The organism is Citrobacter sp. CF971 (assembly GCF_006385635.1).
In the GTDB taxonomy this organism is placed as follows: domain Bacteria; phylum Pseudomonadota; class Gammaproteobacteria; order Enterobacterales; family Enterobacteriaceae; genus Citrobacter; species Citrobacter freundii.
In genome coordinates, this window is sequence record NZ_CP041051.1 from 1,283,853 (window position 1) to 1,308,522 (window position 24,670).

General features: G+C 52.0%; 24 protein-coding genes and 1 other annotated feature. Of the genes, 14 read left to right on the forward strand and 10 right to left on the reverse strand.

Features of this window, described 5'->3' with window-relative positions; all coding sequences use genetic code 11:
- Positions 1-51: 51 nt before the first annotated feature.
- Together E6P06_RS09595 and E6P06_RS09600 are read left to right on the forward strand one after the other, a co-directional pair.
- On the forward strand, positions 52-681 hold the full coding sequence (locus E6P06_RS09595; RefSeq protein WP_016149709.1) for a YitT family protein: 630 nt from the start codon (positions 52-54) through the stop codon (positions 679-681).
- A gap of 64 nt (positions 682-745) precedes the next feature.
- Positions 746-1,099 carry a DUF1428 domain-containing protein gene (locus tag E6P06_RS09600; RefSeq protein ID WP_003831033.1) on the forward strand — a complete coding sequence of 118 codons (354 nt, stop codon included), beginning with the start codon at positions 746-748 and terminating at the stop codon, positions 1,097-1,099.
- A 51-nt stretch (positions 1,100-1,150) separates the two neighbouring features.
- Here E6P06_RS09600 and E6P06_RS09605 read toward each other — a convergent pair whose 3' ends face one another.
- Entirely contained in the window at positions 1,151-2,704 is a 1,554-nt protein-coding gene (locus E6P06_RS09605; protein WP_046669815.1) for an EAL domain-containing protein, read from the reverse strand.
- A gap of 188 nt (positions 2,705-2,892) precedes the next feature.
- Here E6P06_RS09605 and E6P06_RS09610 point away from each other — a divergent pair, with 188 nt between their 5' ends.
- Positions 2,893-3,153, forward strand: a complete 261-nt coding sequence (locus E6P06_RS09610; RefSeq protein ID WP_003835926.1) for a type B 50S ribosomal protein L31 — start codon at positions 2,893-2,895, stop codon at positions 3,151-3,153.
- A gap of 1 nt (position 3,154) precedes the next feature.
- Positions 3,155-3,295, forward strand: coding sequence for a type B 50S ribosomal protein L36 (gene ykgO / locus E6P06_RS09615; RefSeq protein WP_005125190.1), 141 nt, complete (start codon positions 3,155-3,157; stop codon positions 3,293-3,295).
- A 78-nt stretch (positions 3,296-3,373) separates the two neighbouring features.
- Here the strand turns inward: ykgO and E6P06_RS09620 are convergent, their stop codons facing one another.
- The 6 genes from E6P06_RS09620 to acrA form a co-directional block, all read right to left on the reverse strand.
- Positions 3,374-3,844 (reverse strand): YlaC family protein, encoded by a 471-nt coding sequence (locus E6P06_RS09620; protein WP_003021724.1) that lies wholly within the window; start codon positions 3,842-3,844, stop codon positions 3,374-3,376.
- A gap of 116 nt (positions 3,845-3,960) precedes the next feature.
- Positions 3,961-4,512 carry a maltose O-acetyltransferase gene (maa, locus tag E6P06_RS09625; RefSeq protein ID WP_003835924.1) on the reverse strand — a complete coding sequence of 184 codons (552 nt, stop codon included), beginning with the start codon at positions 4,510-4,512 and terminating at the stop codon, positions 3,961-3,963.
- 306 nt (positions 4,513-4,818) lie between these two features.
- Positions 4,819-5,037 (reverse strand): HHA domain-containing protein, encoded by a 219-nt coding sequence (locus E6P06_RS09630; protein WP_002892050.1) that lies wholly within the window; start codon positions 5,035-5,037, stop codon positions 4,819-4,821.
- Positions 5,038-5,064: 27 nt separating this feature from the next.
- Positions 5,065-5,439 (reverse strand): Hha toxicity modulator TomB, encoded by a 375-nt coding sequence (gene tomB, locus E6P06_RS09635; RefSeq protein ID WP_003021733.1) that lies wholly within the window; start codon positions 5,437-5,439, stop codon positions 5,065-5,067.
- Positions 5,440-5,927: 488 nt separating this feature from the next.
- Positions 5,928-9,077, reverse strand: coding sequence for an efflux RND transporter permease AcrB (gene acrB / locus E6P06_RS09640; RefSeq protein WP_003021736.1), 3,150 nt, complete (start codon positions 9,075-9,077; stop codon positions 5,928-5,930).
- 22 nt (positions 9,078-9,099) lie between these two features.
- On the reverse strand, positions 9,100-10,293 hold the full coding sequence (acrA, locus tag E6P06_RS09645) for a multidrug efflux RND transporter periplasmic adaptor subunit AcrA (protein ID WP_003835922.1): 1,194 nt from the start codon (positions 10,291-10,293) through the stop codon (positions 9,100-9,102).
- A gap of 141 nt (positions 10,294-10,434) precedes the next feature.
- Between acrA and acrR the strand changes: the two genes are divergently transcribed.
- Together acrR and mscK are read left to right on the forward strand one after the other, a co-directional pair.
- Positions 10,435-11,085 carry a multidrug efflux transporter transcriptional repressor AcrR gene (gene acrR / locus E6P06_RS09650; protein WP_003021744.1) on the forward strand — a complete coding sequence of 217 codons (651 nt, stop codon included), beginning with the start codon at positions 10,435-10,437 and terminating at the stop codon, positions 11,083-11,085.
- A 126-nt stretch (positions 11,086-11,211) separates the two neighbouring features.
- The gene (gene mscK / locus E6P06_RS09655) at positions 11,212-14,577 is read left to right on the forward strand and encodes a mechanosensitive channel MscK (RefSeq protein WP_003835917.1); all 3,366 of its coding nucleotides are present in this window, start codon (positions 11,212-11,214) and stop codon (positions 14,575-14,577) included.
- A 75-nt stretch (positions 14,578-14,652) separates the two neighbouring features.
- Here mscK and rsmS read toward each other — a convergent pair whose 3' ends face one another.
- Positions 14,653-14,814, reverse strand: a complete 162-nt coding sequence (gene rsmS / locus E6P06_RS09660; protein ID WP_003021750.1) for a pleiotropic regulatory protein RsmS — start codon at positions 14,812-14,814, stop codon at positions 14,653-14,655.
- A gap of 14 nt (positions 14,815-14,828) precedes the next feature.
- The gene (gene priC, locus E6P06_RS09665; RefSeq protein WP_003021753.1) at positions 14,829-15,356 is read right to left on the reverse strand and encodes a primosomal replication protein N''; all 528 of its coding nucleotides are present in this window, start codon (positions 15,354-15,356) and stop codon (positions 14,829-14,831) included.
- Positions 15,357-15,425: 69 nt separating this feature from the next.
- Between priC and E6P06_RS09670 the strand changes: the two genes are divergently transcribed.
- The 8 genes from E6P06_RS09670 to hemH all read left to right on the forward strand — a co-directional run bounded on the left by E6P06_RS09670 (position 15,426) and on the right by hemH (position 23,670).
- Positions 15,426-15,803 carry a DUF454 family protein gene (locus E6P06_RS09670; protein WP_003847534.1) on the forward strand — a complete coding sequence of 126 codons (378 nt, stop codon included), beginning with the start codon at positions 15,426-15,428 and terminating at the stop codon, positions 15,801-15,803.
- Positions 15,804-15,996: 193 nt separating this feature from the next.
- Positions 15,997-16,548 (forward strand): adenine phosphoribosyltransferase, encoded by a 552-nt coding sequence (apt, locus tag E6P06_RS09675; protein WP_003021759.1) that lies wholly within the window; start codon positions 15,997-15,999, stop codon positions 16,546-16,548.
- A gap of 210 nt (positions 16,549-16,758) precedes the next feature.
- A complete protein-coding gene (gene dnaX, locus E6P06_RS09680) occupies positions 16,759-18,690 on the forward strand; it encodes a DNA polymerase III subunit gamma/tau (RefSeq protein ID WP_139935162.1) in 1,932 nt (643 codons plus the stop codon).
- Positions 18,023-18,087: a sequence feature (DnaX frameshifting element), on the forward strand. Its footprint overlaps the gene before it by 65 nt.
- A gap of 57 nt (positions 18,691-18,747) precedes the next feature.
- Positions 18,748-19,077: a YbaB/EbfC family nucleoid-associated protein gene (locus E6P06_RS09685; RefSeq protein ID WP_003021764.1), complete on the forward strand. Its 330-nt coding sequence runs from the start codon at positions 18,748-18,750 to the stop codon at positions 19,075-19,077.
- Entirely contained in the window at positions 19,077-19,682 is a 606-nt protein-coding gene (recR, locus tag E6P06_RS09690; RefSeq protein ID WP_003021767.1) for a recombination mediator RecR, read from the forward strand. The genes E6P06_RS09685 and recR overlap by 1 nt, the downstream gene beginning before the upstream one ends.
- Before the next feature lie 110 nt (positions 19,683-19,792).
- On the forward strand, positions 19,793-21,667 hold the full coding sequence (htpG, locus tag E6P06_RS09695; protein ID WP_003021770.1) for a molecular chaperone HtpG: 1,875 nt from the start codon (positions 19,793-19,795) through the stop codon (positions 21,665-21,667).
- A 232-nt stretch (positions 21,668-21,899) separates the two neighbouring features.
- Positions 21,900-22,544, forward strand: a complete 645-nt coding sequence (gene adk / locus E6P06_RS09700; protein WP_003021773.1) for an adenylate kinase — start codon at positions 21,900-21,902, stop codon at positions 22,542-22,544.
- A 163-nt stretch (positions 22,545-22,707) separates the two neighbouring features.
- A complete protein-coding gene (gene hemH, locus E6P06_RS09705) occupies positions 22,708-23,670 on the forward strand; it encodes a ferrochelatase (RefSeq protein WP_103848456.1) in 963 nt (320 codons plus the stop codon).
- Here hemH and aes read toward each other — a convergent pair.
- Positions 23,667-24,626 (reverse strand): acetyl esterase, encoded by a 960-nt coding sequence (gene aes / locus E6P06_RS09710; protein ID WP_139935163.1) that lies wholly within the window; start codon positions 24,624-24,626, stop codon positions 23,667-23,669. The genes hemH and aes overlap by 4 nt on opposite strands.
- Positions 24,627-24,670: the final 44 nt, after the last annotated feature.

Below are 24,670 nucleotides of genomic sequence, written 5' to 3' on the forward strand. Positions count from 1 at the left end.
GTGCCAATTGCGGTGATGATGAAAGTTATCTGAGAGTGAGAGGGGAAAAGCATGCTGCGTCGTTTACTTCAGCTGTTTATCGGGCTGACGCTGTACGGTGTGTCGACGGCGATGTTTGTCCGTGCCGATTTAGGGGCCGATCCGTGGAACGTGTTTCACCTGGGCGTGGCCAATTTATTGTCGATGAATATCGGCGTGGTGATTATTGCCGTGGGTGTGTTGGTACTGCTGGCGTGGATACCGCTGCGCCAGCGTCCAGGGTTTGGCACGTTGAGCAACGTGATTATGATCGGGCTGGCGGCAGATGCCGCGCTGCTGGTGATTCCGGGATTTGAATCCCTGCTGGCGCGCAGCGGGCTGTTGGTGTCAGCGGTGATCCTGAATGCGTTAGCAACCAGCCTGTACATTGGTGCCGGTTTTGGCGCCGGTCCGCGTGATGGTCTGATGACCGGTATCCACGCACGTACCGGCTGGCCAGTACGACGAATTCGAACCGCAATTGAAGTGTCGGTGCTGCTTATCGGTTGGTTGCTGGGAGGAACAGTGGGGGTTGGTACGGTGCTGTATGCCTTGGCTATCGGACCGCTCATTCAGCTTTGCTTGCCGTGGTTTCGCCATCAGCCGCAGGCACGTATTCGCATCAAGAATACGCCTGGGGCGCGATCGACTGCTGGCGACTAAACTTAACCTCGACTGACGCGGCCGGAATCGGCTTGCCGCGCAGTACACTTCGGAGGTTTTTCTCATGAAGTATGTTGATGGCTTTGTGGTTGCCGTACCCGCTGAAAACAAGGAGGCGTACATTGCGATGGCGGCAAAAGCAGCTCCGCTTTTCAAGGAGTTCGGTGCATTGCGCGTGGTGGAGTGCTGGGCAGATGATGTCCCCGACGGCAAATTGACCGATTTTCGCATGGCTGTGAAAGCGCAGGATCATGAAGAAGTGGTATTCAGCTGGATTGAATACCCTTCCAAAGAGGTCCGCGACGCGGCGAATCAGAAGATGATGTCCGATCCCCGTATGAAGGAATTCGGTGAATCTATGCCATTTGATGGCAAGCGAATGATCTACGGTGGATTTGCGCCCATTATGGAAGAGTGATGTGACTGGCTGTGCGGCGTGCCGCCAGCCATCTCAACATCAACAGCCATGTTAAAGCCGTTTTTCTGCCCACAGTATAAATTCCGTTTTCGGCAGCGCATTGCTGTAAAGCCAGCCCTGACCGTACTGCACTCCGTGCTTGCGTAGCCAGGTTTCCTGATTCTCGGTTTCGATACCTTCCGCTACCATCTCAAGTTTCAGCGCTTTTGCTATCTCGATGATATGCGGTGTGACGTTGTTGTACTCCAGTGCATCGACGAACGATTTGTCTATCTTCAGGATGTCTACATCCAGATCCTGCAAATAACTCAGGCTGGAATAGCCGGTACCAAAGTCATCAATATAGATTGAATGACCCGCCTGATGGTATTTGGCAATAAACGGCGCGCTGTTTTTTGGGTCAGCAAATTCGCGTTCAGTTAGCTCCAGCGCGATTTGCGCAGGCTTAAGTTGCCAGTGGTTCACCTTCTTGCTTAACAGGGCAGGAAGCGTTTCGGAGGACAGATCGGCTGACTCAAGGTTGATTGATATATGCTGCTCAGGATGCTGACGCAGCCATTTGCCTAAATCTTCAAATACGCTTTCAATAATCAACCGGGTGAGGGACTCTGTCAGCCCGGTTTCATGCGCCAGCGCGACGAAAATTTCAGGTGACAGATAACTCCCATCGGCCTGCTGCCAGCGAGCCAGCGCCTCTGCCCCAACCACTTTCCCCGTTTTGAGCGAGATAATTGGTTGATAGTGGACTTTGATGTCCCGATGCTGGATAGCGTCCTGCAACTGGTGATGGGGCGACTGTAAGCGGCGCAAAATACGCAAAACAAAGGCGGCGGTGAGCAAACCGATAAGAATACCTGCCGGGAGCCAGATCAGTGCCTGCCGGTGCCAGGTTTTTTGCAATGGCAGGGTAGACGCCCAGGTTACGATCGTGATGCCCAACTCAGGAAAGGGGCGGGCGTTATAAATGCTGCCATCTTTGTTAAAATGAGTAATAGATCGTTCTTGCTGTATATGCTGCAAAACGTCCGATGGCAGATCGGCGCTACTGGCAACCACGACGTTGCGCATGGTGCCAATGATAGTCACTTCAATCGGCCATGAGCCAAACGGGATGACGTCAATGAAAGAACCCGGATCGACCATCACAATATAATGTTCGCTCCCTAATGCTGCCATAAAGCGCTTGATGCCCAAATCATTTTGCGTGGTAAGCCATGCGCGATATCCATCAGGAGTGACTTTCATTGCGGGTGGAAATGCGTCTGCCTGGCTTCTTTTTTCCAGGGATGAGCATTGCGGAACGTTATCTTTGAGGTACAGCACTTCCTGAATATAGCGATAGCTATATGACAAACGACGCATTTCCAGCAGATGCTCATCACTACAAGGCACCCCCTGAAATGCTTCAATATGGCGTAATGCTTTTTTCGCCTGCTCGCCTACGCGTTCCGTACGTAATGCGACTCGTGTTGAGAACATGTCGAGTTCATCGATAAATTTCGTTTCGACCTGACGATGTGCCAGCCACAGGCTTAAACCTACAGGCGCGAGGATGGAAAGGAACAGTACCCCAGTCACCAGGCTTATCAGATGTCGTGTTGTCACAGTGATATCCTTATTTACACAGCGTAGGGAAAGTATATCTGAAACCCCGAAAAGCTATTCGATTGACATCATATATTTACGGCCACTTATCATCCCGTTTAACTCCCTGTAGCGTAAATCAGGTTGTGGTTTGTACAAGAGTGGTGTATTTTGTCAGTTATGTTATAACGTAACAAATCGAGGTTGCCATGAAACCGGATATTCATCCTTTTTACCGTACCGTGGTGTTTCACGATACCAGTGCCAATGAATTCTTTAAGGTCGGTTCGACCATTAAGACTGAGCGTGAAATTGAGTTTGAGGGGGAAATGTACCCGTACGTGACCCTCGATATCTCTTCTAAATCGCATCCGTATTATACCGGGAAACAAAAAACCTTTGATAATGAAGGTAGTGCAGCACGTTTCCAAAAACGTTTTGGTCATTTTATTGGCGTTAAGCGGAGTTAAAATGCAGGTACTCAATTCACTTCGCAGCGCAAAACAGCGCCATCCTGACTGCCAGATAGTAAAACGCAAAGGGCGTTTGTACGTTATCTGCAAAACGAATCCGCGCTTTAAAGCAGTACAGGGGCGTAAAAAGAGACGTTAGTTTCTTTGCCAGCATTTCAGGGATTAAAGTGCGTTGCCTGGGCAGGAACGCACTTTTTTTATCTGCGCTGAGATGCCGTTACTGGGTGGTCTGGGCGCGGGTAAGCGTAAAGACATCGTAAAACGAGAGTTCGCCTTTGCGCGATATCATCTTTTGCAGCTGTGCTTTATGTTCGCTATCCACGGACGGTGAGTGCAGGATAGTATCGATGAGCGAGGAGGGGACAAAGCGCGTGTTGTACCATTCTCCGTTATAGCAAACTCTAAAATCCAGAACGTCGATATCTTCAAAGCGGTACCGTGGCGCAACGTCGAAAAAGAAAAAGCCGTTGAGTACAACGAACAGTACCACCAGCAGCCATACTGAATCGACTAACGTTTCTGACTGTAGCATCACCGCCAGCGTGGCAAACCAGGCAACATACATGCCGATAAACAGCCCAGGGTGTTTGCGAATAAAGCTGATGCTAAAGCGCGGTTTGTTGTCGCGCTTCTCGCGAATATTTAAGTCGTCGATTGTTTCAGTAAGCAGGCGCTGTATTTCTGTCATCTCTTGCCTTCATGATATCTGCAAAATTCAGGAGGGATCGCCCTATTTTAAAAGGGGATACCCTTTTAAGAAAGTAACAGATTAACCGCAATTTAGCATAACAGTTACATTTAAGATCACAGCGTTTTGATGATCCTTGCGGGATTGCCCCCAACCACGGTGTTTGCTGGAACGCTTTTAGTGACTACTGCGCCTGATGCCACAACCACGTTATCGCCCAGCGTGACGCCTGGATTGATCACTGCACGGCCACCTATCCAGACATTATTGCCGATAGTCACGGGCTTTCCGAACTCAAGGCCACTGTTGCGCTCGGTAGCATCCAGCGGATGGGTCGCGGTATAGATATGAACGCCAGGTGCCAGCATGCAGTTGTCGCCAATATGAATTGGACAGACGTCGAGCATAACGCAGTCGAAATTAGCGTAAAAGTCTTTACCAAGATAGATGTTATAACCGTAATCACACCGGAAAGAGGGTTCAATATAGGCACCCTCACTCTGACCTAACAGATCATGCAGGATTGCCTGACGCTCATTTTTTTCATCGGGAGCGGTGAGATTGTAGCGATGGATCAACTGACGAGCGCGTAGTCGGTCACTGCGCAGCGTTTCATCTGCCGGGCGATAGTATTCGCCGGCGATCATTTTTTGCTTTTCATTACGCATTACGATTTCCCTGTGTACTGAAGGTTATTTCAGCACAGTAAAACGTAATGCAAGCAAGGGGAACGTTCCCGCTTCTTTGCTGTGATCATTGTCACGTGATTTGAATTAAATAACCATTGTATACCTTAAATAATTCGAGTTGCAGGAAGGCGGCGACGCAGCGAATCCCTGGGAGCGTACATTAGTACGTGACTAGGGTGAGCGAGGAAAGCCAACGCACATGCAACTTGAAGTATGACAGGTATAAATACGAAAATGGTCAGCCAGACAACTGTGCCGCTATACCTGACTTAACCTTGAGTGCAATTAGCGAATGAATTTCCAAACAGAAGTTGGAATCTTGTCGTAAAGCTTATTCATGGTCAATTCAGCAAGGCGATGATCTGCTGCTGAGTAAAATACAGCCAGTTCGTTGTCGGACAATTCATATTTATTTTTTTCAATAACGCGCTCTAGCGTATCAATTGTCTGGCAACGTCGCAGGCGCATCAAATAATCTGTTTTAGTTAATGGTTTATCGGACATAACTCTTACCTATGATTGTAATAATTTTTAACAAGACAAACTAACAGGATTAGCCCTGGTGGCATTGACAAAACAGCGAAACAGTCGATTACCTGACTTCCGCCATTTCTGCAGATCCTGCGTATTAATACCATAACTGCTGAACAACATAAAAGTGTCATCCAGGTATTCATCTATCTGCGCGATCAGCTTATTGTCCTCATTGTACTTAATTTTATAATTAAGTGCGAAGGTTGCAATATGCTCTATCAGTTCATTGAGCTGCAAGCTGGTTGCAGAGGTAGGGTCATTAACCCAGCCATGGTTACTTTGTTCAAGGTTTGCAAGACAGTCATGATACAGAGTTTCGCAGAGAAATTTAAGCTGCGCGATATCATGTCTTTTGGGTGAGTATTCATCCATAACGCATCCCCTTCTTAGTGGCTTAAACTAACCGAACACCTTTCGGGATGGATACAACAACTACCTGGAACTTGCCCGCGACTCCTGATGATTTAACTATAATCTACTCTAAAAAAGATTTCATCGTCATATCACGAAAAATTACAATTATGTAAAATTATGATGCTACGTCATTTTTACATTTTAACAGATAAATGCCGCAATTCGAAATGGGACAATTTCTTTATTCTTCGGGCAATCATCGGGTTATCTTGTTTAGGTTTAGCAACGAAAGGCAACAACCGACAATGAAAACCAGTGGATAGGATTAATCTTAATATTTATTAAAGTAAATAAGAACTCTCGCTGTTTTTTTAAGAATAGCCTTTAAGGCCGCAAGGATTATATCGCTTATTTACCCGATAGAAAATAAACGGAATGGCAATAAGTGATTTTTATGATTTTTCCAGAAAAAAGGCCGCTTGCGCGGCCTTATCTTTAGAGATGTATCAATGATGCTCTACTGAGTGGCTATGCTCAATATCTTCATTTTTGCGGCTAAAGCGGCGGCGTACCACCACAAAGAACACCGGAACAAAGAAGATCGCCAACACGGTTGCCGTCACCATCCCACCCATTACGCCAGTACCAACGGCGTTCTGCGCACCGGAGCCTGCGCCGGAGCTGATGACCAGCGGCATTACGCCCAGAATAAAGGCCAGTGACGTCATCAGGATTGGACGTAAACGCATGCGTACTGCGTCCAGCGTCGCCTCTATCAGACCTTTACCCTCTTTATCCATCAAGTCTTTGGCGAATTCGACGATAAGTATCGCGTTCTTCGCCGACAACCCAATGGTTGTGAGCAGGCCTACCTGGAAGTAAACGTCGTTGGTCAGGCCGCGGAACGTTGCTGCCAGCAATGCACCGATAACACCCAGTGGTACAACCAGCATTACGGAGAACGGAATTGACCAGCTCTCGTACAACGCTGCCAGACACAAGAATACGACGATCAGTGAAATGGCATACAGGGCAGGAGCCTGGTTGCCGGACAGTCGTTCCTGGTAGGACATACCGGTCCAGTCATAACCGATACCGGATGGCAGTTTGCTGGCCAGTTGCTCCATCATCGCCATGGCTTCACCGGTACTTTTACCCGGAGCGGCCTGGCCTAAGATTTCCATGGAAGGCAAACCGTTATAGCGTTCCAGACGCGGCGAACCGTATTCCCAACGTGAGGTAGAGAAGGCGGAGAACGGTACCATCTGTCCATCGCTACCGCGGACATACCAGTTTCCAATATCTTCCGGCAACATACGGTATTTCGCTTCAGACATGACGTAAACTTTCTTCACACGACCACGGTCGATGAAGTCATTCACGTAGCTTCCGCCCCATGCTGCACCCAGCGTTGTATTAATATCACTAATGGAAACGCCCAGAGCCTGCGCTTTTTCCTGATCGATATCGATCTTGAACTGCGGCGTATCTTCCAGACCGTTAGGACGAACACCGACCAACAGATCAGGATGCTTCGCGACTTCACCAAACAGTTGGTTACGCGCCTGAGTCAGCTTCTCATGGCCCAGACCCGCCTGGTCAATCAACTGGAAGTCAAAACCGGTTGCGGTCCCTAACTCCACAATCGCTGGCAGGTTAAAGGCAAAGACCATCGCGTCTTTAATCTGCGAGAATGCGCCCATTGCACGCTGAGTAATCGCTTCAACCTTGTTCTCTTCGCCAGGACGTTCACTCCAGTCTTTCAGAGAAACGAACGCGATGCCGGTGTTCTGACCACGACCAGCAAAACCGAAACCGTTAACGGCAAACACCGATTCAACGTTCGCTTTTTCCTTGGTCAGGTAGTAATCCGTCATTTCGTCCAGTACCTTCTGGGTACGCTCTTGCGTCGCACCCGCTGGCAGCTGAGCCATAGACAGGAATACCCCCTGGTCTTCATCTGGCAGGAACGAACTTGGCAGACGAACGAACAGATAGGCCATGCCCACAACGATAATCAGATACAGCGCCAGATAACGACCGGTGCTGCGCAGAATACCGCCCACGCTATCGGTGTAATGATGCGTGCTCTTATCGAACATGCGGTTAAACCAGCCGAAGAAGCCTTTTTTGCCTTCTCCGTGATCGCCTTTAGCAATCGGTTTGAGCATGGTCGCACACAGGGCAGGGGTCAGAATCAATGCTACCAGTACAGACAGCGCCATCGCGGAAACAATGGTGATGGAGAACTGACGGTAAATTGCACCGGTCGACCCCCCGAAGAACGCCATTGGGATAAATACCGCTGACAGCACCATCGCGATACCCACCAATGCGCCCTGAATCTGGCCCATCGATTTTCGCGTTGCTTCCTTCGGCGGTAGTCCTTCCTCAGCCATTACACGTTCAACGTTCTCGACCACCACGATGGCGTCATCCACCAGCAGGCCGATGGCGAGCACCATCCCGAACATCGTCAGGGTATTTATTGAGAAGCCGAAAATCGCCAGGACGGCAAATGTACCCAAGAGTACCACCGGCACGGCGATAGTCGGAATCAGCGTCGCGCGGAAGTTCTGCAGGAACAGATACATTACCAGGAACACGAGGATGATTGCTTCTGCCAGCGTTTTCACAACTTCGTGAATAGAAATTTTCACGAACGGCGTGGTGTCATACGGGTAAACGATCTTCAGACCTGACGGGAAGAACGGCTCCATCTTCTTCAGTTCTTCGCGGATAGCGTTTGCGGTGTCCAGGGCGTTAGCACCTGTTGCCAGCTTGATACCCAGACCGGATGCCGGTTTACCGTTGAACTTCGCAATGATGTCGTAGTTCTCACCGCCCAGTTCCACTTTCGCTACGTCACGCAGACGAACCTGGGAACCATCCTGATTCACTTTCAGCAGGATTTTGCCGAACTCATCAGCGGAGGTCAGACGGGTTTGCGCAATGATCGATGCGTTAAGCTGCTGACCTTTCACCGGCGGCGTACCACCTAACTGACCGGCTGCAACCTGGGCGTTCTGCGCTTTGATGGCGCTGATTACATCAACCGGTGTCAGCTGGAAGTTGTTCAGTTTGTTCGGATCCATCCAGATACGCATCGCATACTGAGAACCAAACAGCTGAACGTCGCCCACGCCTGAAGTACGGCTAATGGCATCCTTCATGTTGGCGCCAACGTAGTCGGAAATATCCTCCTGCGTCATGGTGCCGTTGGTGTTGATAACACCGACAACCATCAGGAAGCTGCTGGATGACTTCTCAACGCTAACCCCTTGCTGCTGTACTTCCTGAGGCAGCAACGGCATGGCCAGCTGCAGTTTGTTCTGCACCTGTACCTGTGCGATATCCGCATCAGTACCAGACTGGAAGGTCAGGGTGATCTGCACGGTACCCGTGGAGTCACTGTTTGAGGACATGTACATCAGGTTATCGATACCGTTCATATTCTGTTCGATAACCTGCGTAACAGTATCCTGTACTGTTTTGGCATCAGCGCCAGGATAGGTCGCGGAGATCGTCACTGCTGGCGGTGCAATAGTCGGATATTGCGCTACCGGCAATTTGAGGATCGCGAGCCCCCCTGCCAACATGATGATAATGGCGATCACCCACGCAAATATTGGGCGATCGATAAAGAAATTAGGCATGTCTTAACGGCTCCTGTTTAAGTTAAGACTTGGACTGTTCAGGCTGGCTACCGCTTTGGCCTTGCTGGTTGTTATCAGCGGTGATTTCCTGCGCTTTTACCTGCGCGCCAGGACGTACTTTCTGCAGCCCAGTAACAATCACGCGGTCGCCCGGCTTAAGTCCATCAGTGACTAACCATTTGTCGCCAATCGCTTGTGCGGCGACAATTTGACGAGTTTCAACTTTGTTGTCTGCACCGATAACCAATGCACTGGCATCGCCACGCGGTGTGCGGGTAACGCCTTGCTGTGGAACCAGTAATGCTGTTGGGTTAATCCCTTCTTCCAGACGTGCGCGGACGAACATACCCGGCAGTAAGGTATGATCCGGGTTCGGGAAAATTGCGCGTAACGTAATCGACCCAGTGGTTTGATCTACCGTCACATCAGAAAATTCCAGCGTACCGGACTGCGGGTATTTAATGCCGTCATTGGTCACCAGTTCGACTTTCGCTTTACCGTTTTCTTGCTTCAGCGTGCCGTTGGCCAGCTCTTGTTTCAGGCGCAGGAAGTCGTTGCTTGACTGCGTCACGTCTACATAGATGGGATCCAACTGCTGAACGGTCGCCAGTGCGGTCGCCTGACCGTTTTGCACCAGAGCGCCTTCCGTAACGGATGATTTACCAATGCGACCGCTGATCGGTGACGTCACTTTGGTGTAAGCCAGATTGATGCGTGCAGTTTCTACCGCGGCTTTCGCGGCAACAACGGCGGCGTTTGCCTGCTGTGCGTCAGCCAACGCGCTATCGTAGTCCTGTTGGCTGATGTACTTAGTACCCAACAGTTTCTGATAACGTTTCACCGTCAGTTGAGCAATGTTTGCTGCGGCTTGTGCTTTAGCCAGATCGCCTTTTGCACTTTCATAAGCGGCCTGGTAAGTAGCAGGATCAATCTGATAGAGAGATACACCCGCTTCGATGTCACCACCTTCCGTGAAATTACGTTTCAGGATAATCCCGCTAACCTGAGGACGAACTTCAGCAATACGAAACGCACTGGTGCGACCCGGAAGTTCGGTTGTGATCTGTAGAGGTTCAGTTTTGAGCGTAACAACTCCAACCTCTGGCATTTGCTGGCCCCCTTGTTGGGCCTGTTTGTCGTCACATCCTGTTAGCGCTAAGCTGCCTGAGAGCATCAGAACGACTGCCAGAGGCGTTAACCCTCTGTTTTTGTTCATATGTAAACCTCGAGTGTCCGATTTCAAATTGATCAATGGCTTAAAGCCCATAAACCCATTGCTGCGTTTATATTATCGTCGTGCTATGGTACATACATTCACAAATGTATGTAAATCTAACGCCTGTAAATTCACTGACCTATGGCACGAAAAACCAAACAACAAGCACAGGAAACACGACAACACATTCTTGATGTCGCTCTGCGTATGTTTTCGCAACAAGGGGTCTCATCCACCTCGCTGGCTGAGATCGCAAAAGCCGCTGGTGTGACGCGCGGTGCAATCTATTGGCATTTCAAAAACAAATCGGATTTATTCAGTGAAATCTGGGAGCTAGCAAAACCTAACATTGATGAGTTAGAGACTGAGTATCAGGCAAAATTCCCTGACGATCCACTATCAGTATTAAGAGAAATTTTAATTTACGTTCTTGAAACTACCGTGACAGAAGAACGCCGACGTTTATTGATGGAGATTATATTCCACAAATGCGAATTTGTCGGGGAAATAGCATCAGTTCAGTTAGTCGAACGTAGCCTGTGTCTGGAAAACTATGACCGTATAGAAAAAACGTTACGCCACTGTATGGATGTCAACATGTTGCCGGAAAACCTGAACACACGTCGTGTAGCGGTGTTAATGCGTAGCTATATTTCCGGGATCATGGAGAACTGGTTATTTGCTCCCGAATCGTTTGATCTGAAGAATGAGGCTCGTCAGTACGTGGCGGTGCTGCTGGAGATGTGTCTGCTTTGCCCAAGCTTGCGCCTGCAGGCAGGAGAGACAAGCTAGTTTGCCATTCTGCACCAGGAATTCTCCTGGTCGTTTTGCCTGCTGCTATTCTGCCGGTCACAGCCGTGATATTCTTGCCGCTTGACTATTTCCGGTCACTTTCCCGGTTCAGAAACATTCATTCTCATGACTATGTTGCAGCTCTATAAACGTTCACAGCATGTAATTGCTATTAGCATACTTTTCTTCATTCTATTGTTATCCTGCCAGTCATCTGCATTTGCGCGGGCGCAACAGAGTGGTGAACTGCCGACGAAAGCAGATATTCAGAGCCAACTGGACGCACTGAGTAAACAAAAAGATCTCTCCGCGCAGGATAAGCTGGTCCAACAGGATCTCATCGATACTATCGCCACGCTGGATAAAATCGATCGCGTGAAAGATGAGACCGTACAGCTTCGCCAGAAAGTGGCCCAGGCGCCGGAGAAAATGCGCCAGGCGACGGATGCGCTAAATTCGCTCAGCGATGTCGACAATGACGACGAAACGCGAAAAACGCTGAGCACGCTTTCCTTACGACAGCTTGAGTCACGCGTCGCGCAGGTGCTCGATGACCTGCAAAGCTCGCAAAACGATCTGGCCACGTATAACAGCCAGCTGGTGTCGCTCCAGACTCAGCCAGAGCGCGTACAAAATGCGATGTACACCGCGTCGCAGCAGATGCAGCAAATCCGCAACCGACTTGATGGTACTAATGTAGGCGAAGGTGCTTTACGCCCCAGCCAGCAGGTGCTGTTACAGGCGCAGCAGGCGCTGCTGAATGCGCAGATCGACCAACAGCGTAAGAGCCTTGAAGGTAATACGATTTTGCAAGATACCTTGCAAAAACAACGTGATTACGTGACGGCGAACAGTAACCGCCTTGAGCATCAGCTCCAGCTCCTGCAGGAAGCGGTGAACAGCAAGCGACTGACGTTAACCGAAAAAACGGCGCAGGAAGCAGTCACGCCGGATGAAGCCGAGCGTATTCAGTCCAATCCGTTAGTGAAGCAGGAGCTTGATGTTAACCATCAGCTCAGCCAGCGTCTGATTGCCGCGACCGAAAACGGCAACAGCCTGATGCAGCAAAATATCAAAGTCAAAAACTGGCTTGACCGCGCGCTGCAATCCGAACGCAACATTAAAGAACAGATCGCCGTTCTGAAAGGCAGTCTGCTGCTGTCGCGTATTCTGTATCAGCAACAACAAACGCTGCCGTCGGCGGATGAACTTGCCGATATGACCAACCGGATCGCCGACTTGCGTCTGGAGCAGTTCGAGGTCAACCAGCAGCGCGACGCGCTGTTCCAGAATGATGCGTTTGTCGCCAAACTGGAAGAAGGGCACAGCAACGAAGTTAACGGCGAAGTCCATGATGCCTTACTGCAGGTTGTGGATATGCGTCGTGAACTGTTGGATCAGCTCAATAAGCAACTGGGCAACCAGCTGATGATGGCGATTAATCTGCAAATTAACCAGCAGCAGTTAATGAGCGTGTCGAAAAACCTGAAAGGGATCCTCACGCAGCAGATTTTCTGGGTTAACAGTAACCGTCCGATGGACTGGGACTGGATCAAAGCTTTCCCGCAAACGCTTAAAGACCAGTTTAAGTCGATGAAAATCACGGTGAACTGGGAAAAAGCGTGGCCCGCAGTATTTATTGCGTTCCTGGCGGGATTGCCGCTGCTGCTCATTGCCGGGTTAATCCGCTGGCGTCTGAAATGGTTGAAAGAGTATCAGGCGAAATTAGCCGCTGCGGTGGGTAACCTGCGTAATGACAGTCAGCTCAACACGCCAAAAGCGATTCTGATCGATCTCATCAGAGCCTTGCCGGCGTGCCTGATTATCCTCGCGGTAGGTCTGATTCTGCTTACCATGCAGTTGAATATCAGCGACCTACTGTGGGCGTTCAGTAAGAAGATGACAGTCTTCTGGCTGGTGTTTGGTTTGTGCTGGAAGGTGCTGGAAAAAGATGGCGTGGCAATTCGTCATTTTGGTATGCCAGCAAAACAAACTAGCCATTGGCGCCGCCAAATCGTGCGTATTAGCCTGGCGCTGTTGCCGCTTAATTTTTGGTCGGTCATTGCTGAACTGTCACCGCTCAATCTGATGGACGATGTGCTGGGTCAGGTGGTGATTTTCCTCAACCTGCTGCTGATCGCCTTCCTGGTATGGCCAATGTGCCGCGAAAGCTGGCGTGATAAAGAGTCGCATGGTCTGCGTCTGGTGACGATTACCGTGCTGTCTATTATCCCGATAGCATTAATGGTGCTGACGGCGACCGGCTATTTCTACACCACGCTGCGTCTGGCGGGACGCTGGATTGAAACGGTTTATCTGGTCATTCTCTGGAACCTGCTGTACCAGACCGTACTGCGTGGATTGAGCGTCGCGGCACGCCGTATCGCCTGGCGTCGTGCGCTGGCGCGTCGTCAGAACCTGGTGAAAGAAGGTGCGGAAGGTGCCGAACCGCAGGAAGAACCGACCATCGCGCTTGAGCAGGTTAACCAGCAAACGCTGCGTATAACTATGCTGGTGATGGTTGCCCTGTTTGGTGTCTTGTTCTGGGCCATTTGGTCTGATTTGATCACCGTGTTCAGCTATCTCGACAGCATTACGCTCTGGCATTACAACGGTACCGAAGCGGGTGCGGCAGTGGTGAAAGACGTCACCATGGGTAGCCTGCTGTTTGCGATTATTGCCTCAATGGTCGCGTGGGCGCTGATCCGTAACTTACCCGGCCTGTTGGAAGTGCTGGTGCTCTCGCGACTGAAGATGCGTCAGGGCGCTTCGTATGCGATCACCACGATCCTTAACTACGCGATCATCGCCATCGGCGCGATGACGGTCTTCGGATCGCTCGGTGTTTCGTGGGATAAGCTACAGTGGCTGGCAGCAGCCCTGTCGGTTGGTCTTGGTTTTGGTTTGCAGGAAATCTTCGGTAACTTTGTTTCGGGTCTGATTATTTTGTTTGAACGCCCGGTCCGCATCGGCGATACCGTGACTATCGGTACGTTCTCAGGAACGGTCAGCAAGATCCGTATCCGTGCCACCACCATTACCGACTTCGATCGCAAAGAGGTGATCATCCCGAACAAAGCCTTTGTGACGGAGCGTTTGATCAACTGGTCGCTTTCCGATACCACCACGCGTCTGGTGATCCGCATCGGCGTGGCCTACGGTTCGGATCTGGACAAAGTGAAGAAAGTGCTGCTGCAGGCGGCGATGGAACACCCGAAAGTGATGCACGATCCGGAGCCTGCTGTGTTCTTTACCGCCTTCGGCGCCAGCACGCTGGATCATGAACTGCGTTTATACGTGCGTGAACTGCGCGATCGTAGTCACACGGTTGATGAACTGAACCGTGCGGTCGATCGTTTGTGCCGTGAAAACGACATTGATATCGCCTTTAACCAGCTTGAAGTGCACCTGCACAACGCGAAGGGCGACACCGTGACCGAGGTTAAGCGTGACATCATTAAAGGTGATGATCCGACGCCTTCGGTAGGTTAATAGAAAAACTCATCAGGCCTGCGAGCTTCGATTCATTCGTAGGCCTGGTAAGTGCAACGCTATCAGGCATTTCAGCTATAGCGCGTTTTTTGAAGAAGAGAGCTGTTTCTTTTCGTAATCCCGTTTAACAATCTCCAGCGCCTTCAGTACGGTTTCAGGTGCAACCTGATTTTCCTCAAGTAAAACAATCAAATCGACGGCCAGTTTGACCTCGTCCGGGGCGTTCTCTAATGACATAAATTCTCCGGGGATTAACGGGTTAAACGCGCCAGCACGTTTTCTATTCTTGCCAGAGCATGACGGCAGCGCGCCAGTCGCGCCTCGAATGCTTCTACTTCACGATGCAGTTTTTGCTGTTCTGCAAAGCCGGTAGCCTGAGCCAGACGCTCTTTGCGTTCACGCGTCATTTCAACCAGACGGCGTTCAAACTCCTGATGTTGGACCCGCTTGCGCTGCCAGCGCGCCAGACCTGGAGATGCGCTGTCCCACTCGCGTAGCGACCAACTGGCAGTTTCACGTGAAATCGCCTCTAACTGTGAGGCAAGGTGTTCCGCAAGCCAGGTGATTTGTGGTAGTTGTTGCTGCTCAACGGCGCGACGTAGGGCAGTAAGATTATCGTCAGCTTCATCCAGGCAGGCCTGCAGCAATGTGCTGCGCGTGTGAAACAGATGCCTGTCAAAGCGGGCGCTAAGCGTTGTGTGGTGCGCCAGCGGAGCACAACGCTGTCGCAGGCGGTTAAGCTGGTTTTCGAGCGTCTGTAACAGCATGGCGGTTTTCACAACAACACTCCGATGAAAATGAGAACTGTTATGCTAAAGTAGCGATTCTCTGTGTTAAGTACTGATATTATGCAACGCATTATTCTAATCATCATTGGCTGGATAGCGGTAGTGCTAGGTACGCTGGGCGTAGTATTGCCTCTGTTGCCGACGACGCCGTTTATACTGCTGGCCGCCTGGTGTTTTGCCCGCTCATCGCCGCGTTTTCACGACTGGTTGCTTTACCGTTCGTGGTTCGGCGGGTATCTGCGTCACTGGCAAAAACATCGCGCGATGCCGCCGGGAGCAAAACCGCGCGCTATTTTGTTGATTCTGGTGACGTTTGCTATTTCCCTCTGGCTGGTCAATATGATGTGGGTACGCGGCCTGCTGCTGGTTATTCTCGCCTGTTTACTGATTTTTATGTGGCGGATCCCGGTGATTGATGAAAAACAACAAAAGCAGTAAAGCGCAATAATCGCTGTTGCAATTGTCTCTCGCAGCCAGTAAATTCGACCGTTTTCGAGCACAGGCGCAGATGGTCAAAGGTTAACCAAGTGTAACCTTGGCCCTAATATAGACACAAAATCATTCAAGATACGTCGAGGATGAAGTGTATAGTGCGCCGTGAAGTAATACTGTATTAATCAGGCACAAACTTATGACCGCGACTGCACAGCAGCTTGAGTTTCTCAAAAATAGCATCAAAAGCATCCACGACTACCCAAAACCGGGCATTCTTTTCCGTGATGTCACCAGTTTACTGGAAGATCCGAAAGCCTACGCCCTCAGCATTGAATTGCTGGTTGAGCGCTACAAAAATGCGGGGATCACTAAAGTGGTTGGCACCGAAGCGCGTGGCTTCCTGTTTGGCGCGCCGGTAGCGTTGGGGCTGGGCGTCGGCTTTGTTCCGGTACGCAAACCGCGTAAGCTTCCGCGTGAAGTTATTGCTGAGACCTATGAGCTGGAGTACGGCACCGATCAGCTGGAAATCCACGTTGATGCCATCAAACCGGGTGATAAAGTCCTGGTTGTGGACGATCTTCTGGCAACTGGCGGCACGATTGAAGCGACCGTGAAGCTGATCCGCCGCCTGGGTGGCGAAGTGACCGATGCTGCCTTTATCATTAACCTGTTTGATCTGGGCGGCGAGCAGCGTCTGGAAAAGCAGGGGCTGACCTGTTATAGCCTGGTTCCATTCCCGGGCCACTAATTTAGGGCTATCTTTTTTGCCATTTTGGCCCCGGTCAGTGCTCGAAATCCTCACGTACTGCGTGTACGCTCCGGTTTCTGTGCGCTGCCCGAAACCAAACTGACTGCAACGATAACGCCCGAATATAACGTGTCAACCTCGCCGTTGCTGCGAGGTTGTGTTAGCATTACCCTCCTGTGAATCCACCCTCCAGCCTTTCAGAGCCTGCCAATGAGTTATCAGGTCTTAGCCCGAAAATGGCGCCCACAAACCTTTGCTGACGTCGTCGGCCAGGAACATGTGCTGACGGCACTGGCGAACGGCTTGTCGTTAGGGCGTATTCATCATGCTTATTTGTTTTCCGGCACCCGTGGCGTCGGAAAAACCTCTATCGCCCGCTTGCTGGCGAAGGGATTAAACTGTGAAACTGGCATCACCGCTACGCCGTGCGGCGTGTGCGATAACTGCCGGGAAATTGAGCAGGGGCGTTTTGTCGATTTGATTGAAATCGATGCCGCCTCACGCACCAAAGTCGAAGATACTCGCGATCTGCTGGATAACGTCCAGTATGCGCCTGCGCGCGGCCGCTTTAAGGTCTATTTGATCGACGAAGTGCACATGCTGTCGCGCCACAGTTTTAACGCCTTGCTGAAAACGCTCGAAGAGCCGCCCGCGCACGTCAAATTCCTGCTGGCGACCACCGATCCGCAGAAGCTGCCGGTGACCATCCTGTCGCGCTGTCTGCAATTCCATCTTAAAGCGCTGGATGTCGAACAGATTCGCCATCAGCTTGAGCATATTCTCAAAGAAGAGCATATCGCCCATGAGCCACGTGCGCTGCAACTGCTGGCTCGCGCCGCAGACGGCAGCCTGCGCGATGCGCTGAGTTTGACCGATCAGGCGATTGCCAGCGGTGATGGTCAGGTCTCGACCGACGCGGTCAGCACCATGCTCGGCACGCTGGACGACGACCAGGCGCTCTCGCTTGTTGAAGCGGTTGTGGCTGCGGACGGCGAACGCGTGATGACGCTGGTGAACGACGCTGCCGCGCGTGGTATCGAATGGGAAGCGCTGCTGGTTGAGATGTCGGCTTTGCTGCATCGTATTGCCATGGTTCAGCTTTCACCTGCTGCGCTCGGTAGCGATATGGCCGCCATTGAACAGCGTATGCGTGAACTGGCGCGAATTGTACCGCCTACCGATGTGCAGCTTTACTACCAGACCCTGTTAATCGGGCGCAAAGAACTGCCGTATGCGCCGGACAGGCGAATGGGCGTCGAAATGACGCTGCTGCGTGCGCTGGCTTTTCATCCGCGCATGCCACTCCCGGAACCTGAAGTCCCGCGCCAGTCGTTTGCCCCGGTCGCACCCACAGCGGTAATGACCCCGACGCAGGTGCCACAGCAGCAACCTGCGCCAGCGCAACAGCAACAGAATGTGCCGCTTTCCGATGCCACCAGTCAGGTGCTGGCGGCGCGCAGTCAACTGCAACGTGCTCAGGGAGCAACCAAAGCAAAAAAGAGTGAACCGGCAGCCGCTTCCCGCGCGCGGCCGGTGAATAATGCTGCGCTGGAAAGACTGGCTTCGGTGTCGGAACGTGTTCAGGCGCGTCCGGCAGTCTCTGCGCTGGAAAAAGCACCGGCGAAGAAAGAAGTGTATCGCTGGAAAGCGACCAATCCTGTTGCAGAAGTCAAAGAAGTCGTCGCCACGCCGAAAGCGCTGAAAAAAGCGCTTGAGCATGAAAAAACGCCGGAACTGGCGGCAAAGCTTGCGGCTGAAGCCATTGAACGCGACCCGTGGGCTGCCCAGGTGAGCCAGCTCTCGCTGCCTAAACTGGTGGAGCAGGTGGCGCTTAATGCCTGGAAAGAAGAGAATGGCAACGTGGTTTGCCTGCACCTGCGTTCCACGCAGCGACACCTTAATTCCAGCGGCGCGCAGCAAAAACTGGCCGAAGCACTGAGTTCCTTAACGGGGTCAACGGTTGAATTGACCATCGTTGAAGATGATAATCCTGCGGTGCGCACGCCGCTGGAGTGGCGTCAGGCCATTTATGAAGAGAAGCTCGCGCAGGCGCGTGAGTCGATTATTGCGGATAATAACATCCAGACGCTGCGTCGTTTTTTCGATGCGGAGCTGGACGAAGAGAGTATTCGCCCCATTTGATCGTCAGCCTAATGGTTTGACGGTCGTCATCCCTTAACGTGATTGAGAGAGAAGCCTATGTTTGGTAAAGGCGGTCTGGGTAACCTGATGAAACAGGCCCAGCAGATGCAAGAAAAAATGCAGCAGATGCAGGAAGAAGTCGCCAAGCTGGAAGTGACCGGCGAATCTGGCGCGGGTCTGGTAAAAGTGACCATCAACGGCGCGCATAACTGCCGTCGCGTGGAGATCGATCCAAGCCTGCTGGAAGACGACAAAGAGATGCTGGAAGACCTGGTTGCTGCGGCATTCAACGACGCGGCGCGTCGCATTGAAGAGACGCAGAAAGAGAAGATGGCCTCTGTTTCTTCCGGAATGCAGCTGCCGCCTGGCTTTAAGATGCCGTTCTGATGCAAACCAGCCCGCTGTTAACTCAGCTTATGGAAGCACTGCGCTGTCTGCCGGGCGTTGGCCCGAAGTCGGCGCAGCGCATGGCGTTCACGCTGCTTCAGCGCGATCGCAGCGGCGGGATGCGTCTGGCGCAGGCGTTAACGAAGGCGATGTCGGAAATCGGCCACTGTGCCGATTGCCGCACCTTCACAGAGCAGGACGTCTGCAACATCTGTTCGAACCCGCGTCGCCAGGAAAACGGTCAGATTTGCGTGGTGGAGAGTCCGGCGGACATCTACGCCATTGAGCAAACCGGGCAATTTTCCGGACGTTACTTCGTGCTGATGGGACACCTGTCGCCGCTGGACGGTATCGGGCCTGATGATATCGGGCTGGATCGTCTTGAACAGCGACTGGCGTCTGAGCAAATCAACGAACTGATTCTGGCGACCAATCCCACGGTCGAAGGAGAGGCGACCGCCAACTATATTGCTGAGCTTTGCATGCAATATGGCGTTGAAGCCAGCCGTATCGCCCATGGCGTTCCGGTAGGCGGCGAGCTGGAAATGGTCGATGGCACCACGCTGTCGCACTCTCTGGCAGGACGACACAAGATTAAATTCTGAACAAACGGAGGCCGCGACGGCGGCTTCCGCTTGAAATCCTTCCCGCTTGTCCCCATTTCACCCTCAACGTGTTTTTACCATTGAATATGGCATTGTTGAGGTAGATCTACATGAAAGGACAAGAAACTCGTGGTTTTCAGTCAGAAGTAAAACAGCTTCTGCACCTGATGATCCATTCTCTGTATTCCAATAAAGAAATCTTCCTGCGTGAGCTTATCTCTAACGCCTCGGATGCGGCAGACAAGCTGCGTTTCCGCGCACTGTCTAACCCGGACCTGTATGAAGGTGACGGTGAGCTGCGTGTGCGTGTTTCCTTCGATAAAGATAAGCGTACGTTGACCATTGCCGATAACGGCGTGGGGATGAATCGTGATGACGTTATCGATCATCTGGGGACCATTGCGAAATCCGGCACCAAATCTTTCCTCGAATCCATGGGCTCCGATCAGGCGAAAGACAGCCAGTTGATTGGTCAGTTCGGGGTTGGTTTCTACTCTGCCTTCATCGTGGCGGACAAAGTCACCGTGCGTACCCGTGCTGCGGGTGATAAGCCGGAAAACGGCGTGTTCTGGGAGTCCGCGGGCGAGGGTGAGTACACCGTTGCTGATATTACCAAAGAAGACCGTGGTACCGAAATTACTCTGCATCTGCGTGAAGGCGAAGACGAGTTCCTCGATGACTGGCGCGTACGTTCCATCATCAGCAAATATTCCGACCATATTGCGCTGCCGGTAGAGATCGAAAAATCCGAAGAGAAAGACGGCGAGACCGTGGTTTCCTGGGAAAAAATCAACAAGGCACAGGCGCTGTGGACGCGTAACAAGTCGGAAATCAAAGACGACGAGTACAACGAATTCTACAAGCACATCGCCCACGACTTCACTGACCCGCTGACCTGGAGCCACAACCGTGTGGAAGGTAAGCAGGAGTACACCAGCCTGCTGTATATCCCGTCGCAGGCGCCGTGGGATATGTGGAACCGCGATCACAAGCATGGTCTGAAACTGTACGTCCAGCGTGTCTTCATCATGGACGATGCCGAGCAGTTCATGCCGAACTACCTGCGCTTTGTCCGTGGTCTGATAGATTCTAACGATCTACCGCTGAACGTTTCTCGCGAGATCCTGCAGGACAGCACCGTCACCCGTAACCTGCGCAGCGCGCTGACCAAACGCGTACTGCAGATGCTGGAAAAACTGGCGAAAGACGACGCGGAAAAATACCAGACCTTCTGGAAGCAGTTCGGCCTGGTGCTGAAAGAAGGCCCGGCGGAAGACCACGCCAACCAGGAAACGATCGCTAAACTGATGCGTTTCGCGTCTACGCACACTGACTCCTCCGCGCAAACCGTGTCGCTGGAAGATTACGTGTCGCGAATGAAAGAAGGGCAGGAGAAAATCTACTACATCACTGCAGACAGCTATGCGGCGGCGAAGAGCAGCCCGCACCTGGAACTGCTGCGTAAGAAAGGCATCGAAGTGCTGCTGCTTTCTGACCGCATCGATGAGTGGATGATGAACTACCTGACCGAGTTCGACGGTAAGGCATTCCAGTCCGTTGCTAAAGCTGACGAGTCCATCGACAAGCTGGCGGATGAAGTTGACGAATCGGCAAAAGAAGCGGAAAAAGCGCTGACGCCGTTCGTTGAGCGTGTGAAAACCCTGCTGGGTGACCGCGTGAAAGAAGTGCGTCTGACTCACCGTCTGACCGACACGCCAGCCATCGTTACCACCGATGCGGATGAAATGAGCACCCAGATGGCGAAACTCTTTGCCGCTGCGGGCCAGGCCGTACCGGAAGTGAAATATATCTTTGAACTGAACCCGGACCACGTGCTGGTAAAACGCACGGCGGATACTCAGGACGAAGCACAGTTCAAAGAGTGGGTTGAGCTGCTGCTGGATCAGGCGCTGTTTGCTGAGCGCGGCACGCTGGAAGACCCGAACCAGTTCATCCGTCGTATGAACCAGTTGCTGGTATCCTGATACCTGTAATGTAATGCCGGATGGCGCTAACGCCTATCCGGCCTACAACATCTTTTTGATCGTAGGCCGGATAAGGTGTTTACACCGCCATCCGGCAATTTCTTTCCTTATTTTCAATTTTCCCGCCATTAACCGTTTCAGCGCAGACTACCTTCCTTGAGCCAATTGCGTGATGGTGGTATCGTTTAGCGCTTTTTAAAAAATATCGACAACCTTTAAGGGGATTTTCGTAATGCGTATCATTCTGCTTGGCGCTCCGGGCGCGGGTAAAGGAACTCAGGCTCAGTTCATCATGGAGAAGTATGGTATTCCGCAAATCTCCACCGGTGATATGCTGCGTGCCGCCGTGAAATCTGGCTCCGAGCTGGGCAAACAAGCGAAAGACATCATGGACGCCGGTAAGCTGGTGACTGATGAGCTGGTGATCGCGCTGGTAAAAGAGCGTATTGCTCAGGAAGACTGCCGTAATGGTTTCCTGCTTGATGGCTTCCCGCGTACTATTCCGCAGGCAGACGCCATGAAAGAAGCGGGCATCAACGTGGACTACGTTCTGGAGTTTGACGTACCTGACGAACTGATCGTTGACCGTATCGTCGGTCGCCGCGTACACGCTGCTTCTGGCCGCGTTTACCACATCAAATTCAACCCGCCTAAGGTTGAAGGCAAAGACGACGTGACCGGCGAAGAGCTGACCACCCGTAAAGACGATCAGGAAGAGACCGTACGTAAGCGCCTGGTGGAATACCATCAGATGACCGCACCGCTGATTGGCTACTACTCTAAAGAAGCGCAGGCGGGTAACACCAAATACGCGAAAGTTGATGGCACTCAGGCAGTTGCTGACGTGCGCGCAGCGCTGGAAAAAATCCTCGGCTAATTTTTTCGCGTAATAAACCTCTTATCAGGTCTGCCATTATCTCGTAGGCCTGATAAGCGCATCGCCATCAGGCAAATTCTCGTCTTACCTTTCACAGCAATTAGTTCTTCTTTACCGCTTTTCCGCTACAATTATCAACAATTTGAATCGATAAGAGGCGGTAATGCGTCAGACGAAAACCGGTATCCTGCTGGCAAACCTCGGCACTCCCGATGCCCCAACTCCCGAAGCCGTTAAGCGCTACCTGCGCCAGTTTTTAAGCGATCCACGCGTAGTTGATACGTCCCCTACACTGTGGTGGCCGCTGCTGCGCGGTGTGATTTTGCCGCTGCGAGCGCCGCGTGTGGCAAAGCTGTACCAGTCAATCTGGATGGAAGACGGTTCCCCGCTGATGGTCTACAGCAAGGCGCAACAGCAGGCGCTGGCACAACGTCTGCCTGATACCCCTGTCGCGCTGGGGATGAGCTACGGTTCGCCATCGCTCGAAAGCGCGGTCGATGAACTGTTGGCAAGCGGAGTGGAACACATGGTGGTGTTACCGCTGTACCCGCAATATTCCTGTTCGACGGTTGCAGCAGTCTGGGACGAGCTAGCGCGCATCTTAGCGCGTAAACGCGGTATTCCCGGCGTCTCTTTTATTCGTGATTACGCCGATGACAGCAGCTACATTGATGCGCTGGCCAAGAGTGCCCGGGATTCATTCGCTCAACATGGCGAACCTGATTTACTGCTGCTCTCCTACCACGGCATTCCGCAGCGCTACGCCGATGAAGGCGATGACTACCCGCAGCGCTGTCGCGATACGACGCGTGAGCTGGTTTCAGCGCTTGGTCTGCCGCCGGAAAAAGTCATGATGACCTTCCAGTCTCGCTTTGGCCGCGAACCCTGGCTGACGCCGTATACCGACGAAACGTTAAAAATGCTGGCGGAGAAAGGAACCCGACATATCCAGGTTATGTGTCCGGGCTTCGCGGCTGATTGCCTCGAAACGCTGGAAGAGATAGCGGTGCAAAACCGGGAGATTTTCCTTGAGGCTGGCGGTAAGCAATATGAGTATATTCCGGCGTTGAATGCCACACCGGAACATATCGAAATGATGGTTAAACTGACCGCCGCCTACCGCTAAAGCTGTTGCTTAAAGAAACGCGCGCCGTCCTGCAGAGCTTCATCGGCGGTTTTCATCACCCGCGAATAGTGCAGGAAGGCGTGCAGCGTACCGGGATACATTTTGTACTGGCAGGGCTGCTGATGCGCCTGTAACGTCTGGAATAATAAGCGGCTATCGTCAATCAGTGGATCGAACTCCGCGCCGGCGATAAAACACGGCGGCACGTCACGCGTTAGGTCGTTATTAAACAGGCAATAGTACGGTGACTCGCGATCATCAGCGCTACGTAGGTACGCGTTTTCATACATCTGCAAGTCCTCGCGGGTTAACCCATCCCACTCTCCGCCCATCAGCCGTCGGCTCAGTGAATCCTGTAGCCCGTAAAGCCCATACCACAACAGCACGCCAGCCACCTTGCCGCAGGCAATGCGTTTATCCCGCAGCCACAGCGCACTGGCAAGCGCCAGCATGGCTCCGGCGGAATCGCCCGCAAAACCAATCGTATTGATATTGAGGGAATAGTCGCCAGCATGTTGATGATAGTACTGGCAAACGGCGACGATCTCTTCGATGGCTTGTGGGTAGCGGGCCTCCGGCGCCAGCGAATAGTCGATGCCGATCACCGTGCACTGGGTGTAATGCGCAAGTAAACGCATAATACGGTCATGGGTATCCAGATTACCGAGAATAAAACCGCCGCCGTGCAGGTAATACAGCGTGGCCTGGCTTTGGGGCTGCGGAGCGTAGATGCGTGTGGCAACGGGGCCGCACGCGGTAGAAATCACGCATTCTCGGGAATGCATCTGCGGGGCATCGGCATTCCACAGTCGCCGCTCATGAATGTAGTGTTGGCGCTGGGCCAGGAAGTCATCGGCAGCGGGCCACGGCGGCAAATCGTCGCGATGAAAATTCACCACGCTTTTCATTTCATCCGAAATTTTGTCGAGTACGGGGATTTTGTTTTCCGGCTTCATAAAACGCTCCTTGTGAAGGTGAGTTATTGTAGAAATTAATCCCG